The organism is Arthrobacter sp. zg-Y40 (genome assembly GCF_020731535.1).
In the GTDB taxonomy this organism is placed as follows: Bacteria; Actinomycetota; Actinomycetes; order Actinomycetales; family Micrococcaceae; genus Arthrobacter_B.
In genome coordinates this window covers 1-12,390 of record NZ_JAJFZS010000018.1, presented here as the reverse complement: position 1 = coordinate 12,390, position 12,390 = coordinate 1, and the positions used below count along the sequence as shown (strand labels likewise).

Annotated in this window: 8 protein-coding genes; 3 read left to right on the top strand and 5 right to left on the bottom strand. The window is 63.9% G+C overall.

All coding sequences use genetic code 11. The annotated features are described in order from the left end of the window. The 5 genes from LJ754_RS16615 to LJ754_RS16595 form a co-directional block, all read right to left on the bottom strand. On the bottom strand, nucleotides 1-487 hold a 487-nt coding region (locus tag LJ754_RS16615), incomplete at its 3' end, for a hypothetical protein (RefSeq protein ID WP_227927435.1). 151 nt (nucleotides 488-638) lie between these two features. Next, nucleotides 639-1,544, bottom strand: coding sequence for an oxygenase MpaB family protein (locus LJ754_RS16610; RefSeq protein ID WP_227927434.1), 906 nt, complete (start codon nucleotides 1,542-1,544; stop codon nucleotides 639-641). Nucleotides 1,545-1,591: 47 nt separating this feature from the next. Then, nucleotides 1,592-4,903 carry an ATP-binding protein gene (locus LJ754_RS16605; protein ID WP_227927433.1) on the bottom strand — a complete coding sequence of 1,104 codons (3,312 nt, stop codon included), beginning with the start codon at nucleotides 4,901-4,903 and terminating at the stop codon, nucleotides 1,592-1,594. Continuing rightward, on the bottom strand, nucleotides 4,900-5,751 hold the full coding sequence (locus LJ754_RS16600) for a DUF4194 domain-containing protein (protein WP_227927432.1): 852 nt from the start codon (nucleotides 5,749-5,751) through the stop codon (nucleotides 4,900-4,902). Before LJ754_RS16600 ends, LJ754_RS16605 begins: the two co-directional genes overlap by 4 nt. Further along, nucleotides 5,748-7,193, bottom strand: coding sequence for a DUF3375 domain-containing protein (locus LJ754_RS16595; RefSeq protein WP_227927431.1), 1,446 nt, complete (start codon nucleotides 7,191-7,193; stop codon nucleotides 5,748-5,750). Before LJ754_RS16595 ends, LJ754_RS16600 begins: the two co-directional genes overlap by 4 nt. Nucleotides 7,194-7,721: 528 nt before the next feature. Here LJ754_RS16595 and LJ754_RS16590 point away from each other — a divergent pair. The 3 genes from LJ754_RS16590 to LJ754_RS16580 all read left to right on the top strand — a co-directional run. Next, nucleotides 7,722-9,470 (top strand): hypothetical protein, encoded by a 1,749-nt coding sequence (locus LJ754_RS16590; protein WP_227927430.1) that lies wholly within the window; start codon nucleotides 7,722-7,724, stop codon nucleotides 9,468-9,470. 494 nt (nucleotides 9,471-9,964) lie between these two features. Then, complete coding sequence (locus LJ754_RS16585) at nucleotides 9,965-10,831, top strand: hypothetical protein (RefSeq protein ID WP_227927429.1); 867 nt, start codon at nucleotides 9,965-9,967, stop codon at nucleotides 10,829-10,831. Between the two features lie 271 nt (nucleotides 10,832-11,102). After that, a partial coding sequence (locus LJ754_RS16580; RefSeq protein WP_227927428.1) for a thiamine pyrophosphate-binding protein occupies nucleotides 11,103-12,390 on the top strand: 1,288 nt, incomplete at its 3' end.

The following is a 12,390-nucleotide window of genomic DNA, read 5'->3' as shown; positions in this document are numbered from 1 at the left end:
ATAGGAGGCCGGCTTCGAACATCATCCGCTGCGCGGTGCCGTGCGGTATCTGCAGGAGGGCGGCACACTCGGCGGCGGCAAGAGTGAACGCCATCCCGGGTTCCACCCGTCCGGTCGCGCCGGCGTAGTCCTCCCGGAAGAGGGTTTCCATCCGGTTCAGCGCACGGGCTCGCTGCGCCTCCGCCCACGCAATCAGGTGCGCGACCCGGACCAGCACTTCACCCACAGCCTGGTCGTCGAAGGATTCAAGGTTCTGCAGAGCCAGGGTTCCGCTGAAACCATCCGGAAAACCGGTGTCAGTGGTGCCGGGACCCGCTGCGCCGGCGGTTCCGCTGGCACGTGCGCCGTCGTCGTCGGACGTATCTGTTGTACCCGCCCGATATACCGCAAGTGTGGGCCAGCTCTTAGTGCCGGCGTGGCCTTCGTCCGTGCAGTGTCCAGTCCTTGATTCTTCAGTTGTCGGTTCGGTTTTCCCGATCTGGTCCATGCCTAAGGTTTTCATCCGGCACTGACATTTCAGGGCCGAAAAACTGCCAAAAACGGTCCCTGACGGAGCTTCATTTACCCGTCTTTTAAAGGCCCACTACTTGCCTCAATTAGCGCCCCAAAAACTGCCCGCGGAAGCACCACTGGCGCCCTCACTGCCGGCCGGCTAACCGGGCAATACGCTCCCGCGCGGACCGCTCGCTGGGACCCATCGGACCCAGACCAAAGCGGATAACACCCAAAACAAGTTTCACGGGAAACTTCATCGGCAACGGAACCGGCCCCACAAGCGGAGCCCGCAACCCCAAAAGTTCCCGGTGCTTCGGCTCCAAGCTGGCCACCGCCCCGGCAAACAGCACCCGGTAACCCAGCTTCTGGTTCCCCGGCAACGGAGGCCGCCGCAAGAACCCCAGCGCCTCCTGCACGTACTCGCTGCTGCGCAGCTGGGCGTCGTACCCGGCCATCTGCTTCCGCAGCTCGGCCTCCGAACGCGGCGGATCCGGAATGCCCATCAGTTCCCCGGCCACCGCCCACTCGGCCACGTAGGCATCAGCCCCACCCGGAATCGGCCCGCCGTAGCGCTGATGCGAGGACAGGAACGCGTCGGTGAACGCCAGATGCACCCAGCGGGCAATCTCCGGATCGTTCGCAGAATACGGCTGGACCGCCCCGTCGGCGCCGACATACTCACCCTGCACCCGCTCGTGCAGGCGCAGCACCCAGTCCGACCCGGACTTCGCCGCATGCGTGTCCCCGTACGTGACGGTGAAGATCCAGCGGATGGTCCCCGCCAGCCGGCCCAGCGGATCCTCCTTATAGTCGGAGAAATCGTGTACTCCGGCCATCGCCCCGGGATGCAGGGCCTGCAGCAGCAGCGCCCGGATCCCGGCAATGATCGGCGTCATGGACCCGTGGACCGCCCAGACCGCGGAGTCCGGACCGAAATGGCCGGCGTCGTCGCCCTTCGCCAGCTCGAGCTCCCACTGCGGGATTTCGGCGGCGTTGTTGCTGAACGTGCCGATCAACTGGCGGCGCCAGGACTCGAGAAGAGGAATCACGTCTCCCAGTCTCCATCCCGGCGCCCCCGCAATGCCAGAGGAACCGGCTAGCGCAGCAGGATGTCCACGGACCGGGAGTTGCCCAGCCCGCGTTCCAGGACGCCGGAACGGTTGGTGACGTCGTCACGCAGGATTTCGGTGACCGAGCCCAGGAAGCGGGAGAGGTCCACCTTGTCCTCCGGAGCGGCAAGCAGCAGCTGGAAACCGAACTCGTGCAGCGCGTTGATGGACGCCTCCGCAAAGGACAGCGACGACTTCACAAATGCCTCATCCATCATCACCGTGCCGTACGTGCTGAAGCCCTGCGACACAATGCCCAGCTGGTACGCCAGCGCCGACGCCATGATGAACGCGGTGAACCGCTGGCCCTCGCCGCCGGACATCAGCGACGCCTGCAGGTTGGTGTACGTGTGCCCGTTGGCCAGGCGGTGGGTGCAGGTGATGGTCACGTGCGAGCGGACGTCGAGCACTTCGGCCCGCCAGCGCTTCTCCTCCGGGTCCTTCAGCCGGTCCACCAGCGCCTCCAGCGCGGCATACCGGGCGTCCATGTCCGCCCGATCCTGCCGTGAACCCATCATGGGCAGCGCGTTCTTCAGCTCGGTGCGGAACTTGTACGCTGCGTCGGGAATGGTGGTGGCCACCTCGATCTCCAGGTGGCTGCCGGCGTGGTATTCCACCCGGCGGAGCACGGAGTTCAGCGGCAGCAGGCGGGAGGAGATGCTGCGGCGTTCCTCATCCAGCAGCTGCAGCAGGTCGCTGAAACGCTCATAGGTGCGGTTGTTGAAGTACTCGCTGAATTCGGCTTCGCGCTGCGGCAGGCCCTCGGTGATGATGCCCTCGAAGCGGTCCTCGTACGCGCCGGCGGCCTCCACGGAGGTGCCGAAGTCCGAGCCCCACTTGTCGCTAAACGTCTCGAACGTCCGTTCCAGCCGAGCGCGGGTTTCCAGCAGGGTCTTCTCCAGCCGGGCCTGTTCGGTGATCAGGGCGCGCTCCACCTCGCCGGCGGCTTCCTTCAGCCGGGCGGCGTCCGTGAGGTCGCCGAACGGGTCAAACAGTTCGGCCAGCGCAGTCCGCAGGCCCTCGGACAGTGCGTCGGGTGCCTTCGCTGAGAGGGCGGTGCGGCGTTCGACGGCGGCGGCAAGGTCGGCGTCGAGCCTCGCCGCTTCGCCCTTGAGCCCGCCCACCTTCTCCGTGGCGGCGGTCAGGTCCAGCTCGGCAGTGTCCAGTTCGAAGCGGATCTGCTCCAGGTCCGCGTTGGCGTCCCGGGCGGCATCCAGCCGGTCGGTGGCCTGCTCGACGGCGGCGCGGGCCTCGTCCGCGGAGAGTTCCTCCCACGTGCGGTTGTCCTCGGCGACGCGGCGGACGGCGGCGAGCCGGCGGACGATGTCGTCCTGCTCCGCGGCGTGCTGCTTGGAGACGGTGTCCGCCTCTTCAAAGACCGTGCGCAGGGCCAGCAGTTCGTTGCCCAGCGCGGCGACGGTGTCCTTGTTGTCAAAGCCCAGCACGTTGTCCGAGGCCTTGGTGTGCCGGTCATCCTTTTCAGTGGTGCTGCGGTTGCGCTTGACCGCACCGCCTCTGCTCACGCCCTTGGCGACGCCGGCCAGCCCGGCCGGGTCCTCCACGCACACGAAGTCGTAGTGCGCGGTGATTTTCCGGCGCACCCAGTCGCCCATCTCGGAGTCGTGGGTGAGCAGCTTGGTGATCAGGTCATCGGGGCCGGGTTCGGCGGGGCCGTCCAGCGGCACGGAGACGTCGATGCAGCGCACGTAGCCCTGCATGTCGTTTTCGCTCAGGTACCGGGTGACGGCGCCCATGTGTTCGCCGGGGACCAGCAGGGCGGTGGCCAGGGAGCGCAGGGTGCGTTCGGCGGCCGGGCGCCACTGGGCGTGCTCGGCGGGCAGGTCGATCAGTTCCGCGGCGAAGGGCATATCGGCTTCTCGGATGCCGGTGGCGGCGCAGATCCGGGTGCGCTGGTCCAGGGAGTCCTGCCGGATGTTGGACTTGCGGCGGCGGAAGGAGCCGATCTCGTTTTCCAGCTTCGCGATCTGCCCCTTCAGGGACCACGCCTCGCCGTGCGCGTTGCTGCTGCGCTCCTTAGCGGCGTCCAGATCTGCGGTCAGGGACTTCATCAGCTCCGCGGCGCGGCTGCGGGCGGTGACCAGCCCGGCGGGGGAGAAGTCGACGTCGATCCCCGCCGCGGCGAGCTCGTCCCGGAAGGCGTTTTCCACGGTTTCGCGGGAACGCAGCTGCGCGGCGGCGGCAGCGAGTTCGCGTTCCAGGGTGGCGATGGCGCCGCCGCCCTCTTCGGCGTAGCGGGCGCTGAGCGCGTCGCGCTGGTCCTTGAGCGTGGCACGGCGGGTCTCCGCGGCGGACAGTTCGGCACGGGCAGCCGACGCCGCGGCCTCAAGCTTCTCCGCGGTGCGGGACGCGCCTTCCAGGGCCAGGCGCTGCCGGTAGGCGGGCAGGCCCTCAGTGGTCAGCGCCCGGTTGTGCGCCAGGGCGTCCGCGGCCTGCCGGTAGCGGCTGTGCAGCTCGGGAACGGAGGCCAGGTGGTCGCGTTGCTGGCGGGCACGTTCGAGCTGGCGGCGGATGCTGCGCAGGTGGCTGAAGTCCTCCACCGCTTCTTCGGCGGCGGTGAGGGTGCGCGGGGTGTCCAGCACGTTGGTGCGGAAGAAGTCATTAACGGTACCGCCGAGGCCCTTGCCGGTCTGCAGGATGCGCAGCAGGTTGAAGGCCTTCTCATCCTCCACACCCAGCGCCGAGCGGTAGCGTTCGGCGAACATCTTGTGCGAATCGAACACGGCGGCGCCGGGCAGCAGCGCTTCGAGGCTGCCCTTGGTGAAGCGGCCGCGGATGCCGGACTGCAGGGCGGCGATGTCCAGCGGCTTGTTGTGCACCAGGTAGAAGCGGCCCAGGTTGTGTTCGGTGCCGGTGGCCGGCAGGTCCATCACCACGGAGAGGCTGGTGATTTGGCCAAGCCCGTTGTCGAACGTCAGGCAGACCGCGGACCAGGTGGCGCCGGGGCGCTGGTAGGCGGTGCCCGCGCCGTCGTCCGCTCCCTGCGTGCCGAGCCGGCCGCGCATATAGGAGAAGGCGGTGCGCTTTTCCTCGGCGTTGGTGCCGTTGTTGTTCTGTGCGGCCTCGTTCATGCGGGGGCGGGCGTCCATGACCAGCAGCATGGCGTCGAAGACGGTGGATTTGCCCACGCCGGAATCGCCGGTGAGCAGGGTGCCGGCGCGGTCCACCATGATGGTGTGTGAGCCGTCGAAGGTTCCCCAGTTCACAATCTGCACGGAGGAGAGCCGGTTCTGGCCGGGATTGATCAGGTCTCCCATGGGGAGGGTGGTTTCGATGCTCATGCCGGCTCCTCGCCGTCGTTCGTGGCGGGTTCAGTGTTCCCGGGCGCGGGGTCGGTGCCGTCAGCGTCGGCGGGCTCGACGGCGGTGCCGTCCAGGTCCAGCGTGGCCGCGCCGTCGTCGTCCGCTGTGTAGTCCCCAGTGTCCCCGGCGAGGGTGGACATAAAGGTGACGATGTCGCCGATCTGGCTATAGGGCAGGGCCAGCGGCAGGGCGGGTGAGATGACCCAGACGTTGTCCAGCTCGGTGGGGATGAGCAGGCGGCGGTCCTGGACGAGCTTGCGGATGGCGGCGTCCGCAGTGTCCTCCACGGACTTCGCGTCGCGCTGGCCCGGGTCCACGTAGGCCTCGAGGACCTCGAGGATGTCCTGCCGGGCGATGGTGGCCTCGTTCCCGGTGCCGGTGTGGCGGTCCAGGATCAGCCGCAGGCGCAGCAGCAGCAGGGTTTCCTCGCGGGTCATTTCGCGCTGGCGCTGCAGGGCGGAGGTGTGCGGTTCGGGCATTTCCACTGGGCGCAACAGGGCGACCTTGCGGTCCTCGTCAATGACCAGGGACAGGAACAGTTCGCTGAGCCGCACGCGCAGCTGTTCCTGGTTGTCCACCACGGTTTCGTACACGTTGTCGGACGAAGTGGCGTCCAGGTAGGGGCCGCGCAGCAGCCGGATCAGGGCCTGGCGCAGCTTCAGCGGGAGGGTGCCGGTGTCGCCGGGGAACAGTTCCGGGCCGTCGACCAGCAGGTCGCGCTCTGTTTCTGCGGTCTCTTCTGCCTGCTCGGCGTCCAGGTCCGGGTTTTCCGGGGTGCTCTCGTCCAGGACGTTTTCGTCCGGGGCGGCGTGGATGGTCTCGCTCATTTTTCGGGGGCTTTCGCGACGGCGACGGCGGGCAGCAGCGCGGTGCGCTCGCTGCCGTCGATCTGGGTAAAGGTAACGGATTCAAGGGTCTCGCCGGCAGCGGAACCGCCGGCGAGCAGGGCACGGATGCTGTTCAGGTGCCGGTGCTCAGGCGGCAGCTGCTCGAACACCTGGGCCACCGTGGCGCTGGCGCGTGCCGCCGTCGCCCGGGAGACGGCGTCGGCCAGTACCCGCCGGTCCGCACGCGGGGTGCGGGCCGAGCGGTGGATGTCCGCCTCGGTGAACTGCGGCGGTTCGGGCAGGGTGCGCGGGGCGGCGTGGTCCTCGGGGTTGTAGATCCGGACCATGCTCAGGGACTCGAAGCCCGACCCGTACAGCTGCGGTGCGGGCACGACGGCGGCGCGGCGGCGTCCGCGCGGCGCCTTGTGGACGGCGGCCTCGGCGGCGCGGATGAGCTGGCGCAGCTGCACGGATTCGCGGTACTCGTCGCTCTGCACATAGGTGTGCATGGATTCGGAGAGCCGGCCGTAGATGCGGTGGATTTCGGTGGCCTGGTCCCGCATGTCGGAAATCAGCCGGTACAGGCTCTGCCGGTCCTCGGGGGTGAGGTTGTCCGCAAAGTCCCGCTCGAGGACCTCGGCGATGGCGGCACGGAAGCGGGCCTGCTGGTCGGCGTCGTTCAGGAAGGCGGTGAAGCCCTCATAGGTGCGGCCTTCGGCGGTGCTGCGCAGCTTTTTGTCCGCTTCGAGGATTTCGCCCATGGTCAGGCCCTTGGCGGCGTTGGATTCCACCATTTCCTGGCGCAGGTTGTGCAGCATCTTTTCCAGGCCGTCGCGCATGCGTTTGAAGTCGGCCGGCAGGGCGGCGGCCAGGTCCAGGATGTCGCGGGCGGCTTCGACGGCGGTGTCCTCCGGCAGGGGCGGGGGAGCCTCGCCGGTTTCCAGAGCGCGGATCATGTCCTCGCGGCGGGCGACCTCTTCTTTAAGGACGGCGATGCGTGCGGCGGGGTCCGGGTTAGATTCCTGGGCCAGGTTTTCCACCCGGTCCAGCAGGGTCGCCAGGCGGGAGGAGTTCAGGGACGTTTTGTCGCTGCTGAAGCCGTCCAGGTAGGAGAGGAAGCGGGCGGAGGATTCGGTGAGTTCGTAGACGAACTTCCCGTCGGCGCGGGGGCGGGCCAGGAAGCGGCGGGCCACCCAGTCATCGGCGTAGTTCCGTCCGGTCCAGTCCTCGCGCAGCTGCACGCCGTCCATACGGAGGCGGTTCAGGAAGCTGTCGGTCATGGCGTGGAAGTCGTCCAGGGGAACCCGCGGCCGGGTGCGGGTGAAGGCTTCGCGGAAGAGGGCCAGCACCCAGGCGTTGGCGTTGGTCAGTTTCCAGCCGGGGGCCGCCTGGAGCCGCTGCAGTTCGGCCCAGCGGGCAACGGCGTTCTCGATGAAGGACATTCTGCGCTTTCCGCCCGTGCGGTGGGGGTGAAACGGGCCTCCTCGATTTTAGCCGGGTGGAGGAGAGGGATGGGTCAGGCGCGTGCTGGTGGCGGATGCCGTGCTGGACATCGCAGGCCGGTGCATCGTCATTGAGTTCAAGGATTGGAAGGTTGTGACCCAACATCTCCTACGAAAGACCTACGCTCAATTCGAGCGGGTACTCGACAGCGTCGTCGTCTCCAACCTTGTCATCGTTACCCAGAGCCCTCACCACCGGAAAGGTTCCGAGGCCAGCGTGGACGGCGTGCCTAGGCTGCCTCTTTTTCAGCGGAAGCCGGAAGACGGACCTGCAGTACTTCGCGACCGCTGGAGGACGCTCTTGCGCTAAAACCCGGGATATCGGAGTGTGGGGGCACCGGCAGGGGAGAAAGCTGGGCCAGTGAGTTAGATAGCTGCCCTTGAGTTGGCGGATACACTACCTCTGCCGAATGAACGGCAATACGCGCGAACATAGCTCCAGTGTCTTTCAAAGAAAGTAGATGATCGATGGTTTACGGCAAGAATCTCCACGTAGGCCGGATTGGATGGAAGACGATTGGTGAGGACGACTTCAACCGCGCCGTCGAAGTACTGCTCTTGAAGATGTTCGATAGGCCCCCTATGAAGGCCGCGGTAATCAATGGCCGCGGTGGGGACGAAGGCATAGATGTTGCGGTCTGGGATGGCGACACGGTCACAAAGATATTCCAGCTAAAATACTATCCGGAGGGATTCACAGGGGGTTTTCGAGATGCCCGGCGACCGCAGGTGAAAAAGTCATTCGACACCGCTTGGCGTAGGCATCATCCGGAGGAATGGGTGTTAATTATGCCCCCCAATCCTCACATCAATGAGAAACGGTTCGTGGATGAACTTGCGGCGGGTAAGCCGGTGACGGTTGATATTTGGGGGCAGGCCAAGCTGGATGCGGCATTTGCAGATTATCCTGCAGTCGAGCGTGCGGTCCTGCGAAATGAACTTGTCTATGTGTTGAAAGAACTCGGATCCGAAAAGGCAGTTATGGCGGGACCAACTGATTTGGAGGCCCGCCTAAAAGCGCTATCCGAGACGGCAAATAGTCGAAGCGAATATTGGGATACCGAGTTCTCGGTTCAGGGTGGCGTCGTTTCAGAGGAATACGTAGCCAAACATCCTGACGCGATGCTCGTTGAACCGATTGAAACCGAAATAACATTTCGCTTCGGTGAGGAGGATCGGAGTATTGCGGATCAGCTACGGCACAGCCTTGAGTATGGATCGTTCGAAGCTCTGCAATTGCCCGCGCGATCTACAACATTCACCCGGACTGGACCATCGTGGGTGAGGCCCATTCCCAGCTCAGGATCCTCATCGGTACAGTTGGTTCCTCAGCCGGATATTCCACGTAATCCGGAACTGGTGACTTTGAACTTCATCGATGAATATGGATTTTCGCAGGGCCGTTTTGAGGGGAAGATCACGGCAAGAGCCGAGGGGTCTATAGGGCTTTCAGTAAAGGCCCTCTTTGCTAATCTGGTGACCCTAATTATGGAGTTCCCCAAACACGATTTGCAATCGGGCAATCGTATTAATGTTGCTTTTGATGTAGTAGATGCTCCGGCGTCAGATGCCGTCCAAGCTCTGCGATTGTCAGAAGCTATGCAACCGGAAAGCATAATGGAGCTTTACTTTGCGGGCGGACGTGTGGGAAAGTTTCAACTCGGCGGTGAAAAGAATGACCGTCCGACTGATGCCTACACTGTTGAGTTAATAGAGGACCTATATGATCTACAGCTCAAACTTCCCAATGCGAGTTTTAATGTTCCTAGAGAAATAAACTCGCGCGATCGCGTAATGTTGCGGGTCGGGAGAATTCTTCTACGAGGCAACCTCGCGGTTATGCCACCAGGAACTGACTTGACGGCTACGATGTCGGGCGCTGTCGATGAGCCGCTATTAGGTTTCATTCGGCAAGGTGGCGCCTTGATGAGTAGGCCGGAGGCGTTTACCCTCGAGATTCAGGGGAGCAAGTACAATCTAGGCGCAGCTTTCATGTTTCACCGAAGTCTTCGCGTGGTTGATCCCGATGCAGTGGAGGGGGCGCTGGTTGCAGGTACAGCAAAAGGCATGGAGATAAGGCTGAGACCAGATAATGATGAGCCTATCCAAGTGTGGCTTCGCTCCTCACAGAAAGCAGAGCTGCCACCTGACTACGAACCTTGGGGACTAACCGATTTTAGTGAACCGGAGAAGGGTAACGGACGCGTCAACTCTTAGTGCTTAGTCCGGAATTCTGTCCCGGAAATGAGGCCATGCGGGTTCGTTGTAGAAACTAACCTACAGCCTTACTTCACCTAGGACAACGGCCACGGCAACGTCGGCATGCCACCGTTCGGCGCACGGAACTTCCCCTGTTCCGACCGAGAACCTCCGACACTAGTTACGCGGCCACTTACCGGTGCGCCAGGCGCCCGTCGGGAAAGTCCCATAAGTGCCCCCAGCGATCGACTTGCGCACGACGGCGGTGTCGCCGACGCTGCCTAGGAAGGTGGCCGGTCCGCTTCTCAGCGCGTTCGATAGACCTCGCCTAATTTCGAAAACAGCCCTGCGCGCGGTACCCGGCAAGTAGAAGTCTTCACAGAGGGTTCGTACGTAAAATAATTATTCCAAACTCTCTCAATTGCGAAGAGGGAACTATTGTCCTCATTGGAAAAATGATCGGTGTGCTTATAAAAGCCAAGATGTCACACCCATCCTCTACTATCTAGTTTATGACTATTACATACACCTCCTCTGACTTAGTAAAGATTCAGGACTCGGTTGGTGAACGTGCTGCCGCTGCGGGCTTGCCGATCCTGGCCGGTGTTAATGTTCTGAGGGAAACAGATGTGGAGGTGGACGCCGAAGAGGTTGACATCGATACCGCCCTCAACCTCGCTGCTCTAGTGGGGGCGCCTTTCATTAGCGTTGCCGTTACACCGTTCTCGCTCGATATGACCAGGATATACTTTGAAAGCGAGCATGGTGAGGAGCTTCCTCCCGCAGCCGAAGGGGTATTGGAGACTAACGCTAGCCGCGACGGGACACTGATGTCCCTCACGGTCTACTGGCTAGCCAGCGGACTGGCCTACGAGTGGTCTGCTATGTGTGACTGGGCGGGCGAACTGATGGGGAAGGTGACTGCCGTGCTGGAGGATGTTGATGCCACGTCAGAGATTGAGCGTGAAGAACGGCTAAGAGAGCATTATTCAAACATTCAAGCAGCCGTAACCTCATTAATCGGGTCTCGCAAGTATTTCGGCGAGCAAGTAAACAAGAGACGGCATGTAGCTCCCACGATCATTGCAGAAGCTGGTCTGGACGAAATTGATGAGGTCACTCTTTCTTATCGTGTAATCCCCAGTGCAAATAAGATAGTTAATGATAAGGCCTACGAATTTGAAGAAGACTTCCGTGCCCATAAGAATGAGTTGGCTTTGGAGTTAGCTGAATATCCCGACTGGTGTCGCGCGACCACGAAAGCACAGAAGAAGCTCGTGACCATTGACTTTCTCACGAACAAGGCTGGTGGCTACCGTCTCATGAATAGCAAGTTTGCGGAGGAACTTAGTGACGCCGCTTTATATCGCTGGGACTGACCAGCGAGAAATTGCCGTTCCAGCCGGAGGAAAAGGTCGACTTGAGCTCCCAGTTGCGGACTCACGCCTCCGCGGCGCCGTGAATCCTTGAATCGCAGGGCAAAGCTGACTCTGACACCCGGCGGCAGCCTGTCTGACAGCAAGACCAAGTCATCCGTCGGGGCTGAAGTGCGGTGGCAGGAGGCCCAGGCCACCTGCCACCCTCTACCCCGACCCGCGCCCGCCGCCTAGACTGACGGGGCCGACCGAGCGCGCCGAACCGAGGAGCAGCATGCCCACGATCGCCGAGACCGTCGTCCACAACCTCACCGCCAACGGGATCCAGCGGATCTGGGGAGTCCCTGGGGATTCCCTGAACGCGGTGACCGAGGCGATCCGCCGGGAGAAGGGCATCGAGTGGATGCTGACCCGGCATGAGGAGGAGGCTGCGTTCGCGGCAGCCGGGGAAGCGGCGCTGACGGGCGAGCTCGCGGTGTGCGCAGGCAGCTGCGGCCCCGGCAACATGCACCTCATCAACGGGCTCTACGACGCGCACCGCAGCCGGGTCCCCGTGCTCGCAATCGCCTCGCACATCCCGAGCGACGAGATCGGCAGCCAGTACTTCCAGGAAACCCGGCCCACCGAACTGTTCCGCGACTGCAGCGTCTTCTGCGAAATGGTCCTCAGCGCCGACCAGATGCCGCGGCTGCTGGAAATCGCCATGCGGACCGCCATCGAAAAGCGGGGCGTCGCCGTCCTCGTGATGGCCGGCGACACCGCGCTGGAAGACGCCGTCGACGAGCGCGTCTTCACGGTCCGCCGCACCGACCCGGTCACCGTGCCCTCCCCGGCAGAACTGCAGGAGGCCGCCGCCACGCTGAACGGCTGCGAGAAGGTCACCATCCTGGCGGGCGCCGGCGTCGAGGGGGCACGCGAGGAGGTCCTCGCCCTCGCCGACGCGCTCGGCGCGCCGATTGTGCATGCCCTCCGCGGCAAGGAATTCATCGAACACGACAACCCCTTCGACGTCGGCATGACCGGGCTCTTGGGCTTTGCGTCCGGCTACCGGGCGATGGAGGACTGCGACGCGCTGCTGATGCTCGGCACCGACTTCCCGTACCAGCAGTTCTACCCGAAGCACGCGAAGATCCTGCAGGTCGACATCCGGGGAGAGCAGCTCGGCCGCCGCGTGCCGCTCACCCAGGGCCTGGTCGGCGGGGTGCGCGAGACGGCGGAGGCGCTGCTGCCGCTGCTCGAGCGCAAGTCCAACCGCACCCACCTCGAGAAGTCGCTGGACCACTACCGCCGCACCCGGAAGCAGCTCGACGACCTGGAGAAGCAGGGCCCGGGCGCCATCCACCCGCAGCACCTGGCCCACCTGATCGACGAACTCGCCGACGACGACGCGGTCTTCCTGCCCGACGTCGGCACCCCGGTCATCTGGGCGTGCCGGCACCTGCACATCGGCGCACGACGGCGGCTGATCGGCTCCTTCTGGCACGGCACCATGGCAGCGGCCACCCCGCTCGGCCTGGGCGCCCAGGCAGTGGACCGGAACCGGCAGGTAGTAATCCTGGCCG

Bases quoted from the DNA above. Each gene is read 5' to 3' on its own strand.
- LJ754_RS16605 (WP_227927433.1), bottom strand. From the start codon at position 4,903: ATGAGCATCGAAACCACCCTCCCCATGGGAGACCTGATCAATCCCGGC.
- LJ754_RS16600 (WP_227927432.1), bottom strand. From the start codon at position 5,751: ATGAGCGAGACCATCCACGCCGCCCCGGACGAAAACGTCCTGGACGAG.
- LJ754_RS16595 (WP_227927431.1), bottom strand. From the start codon at position 7,193: ATGTCCTTCATCGAGAACGCCGTTGCCCGCTGGGCCGAACTGCAGCGG.
- LJ754_RS16590 (WP_227927430.1), top strand. From the start codon at position 7,722: ATGGTTTACGGCAAGAATCTCCACGTAGGCCGGATTGGATGGAAGACG.
- LJ754_RS16585 (WP_227927429.1), top strand. From the start codon at position 9,965: ATGACTATTACATACACCTCCTCTGACTTAGTAAAGATTCAGGACTCG.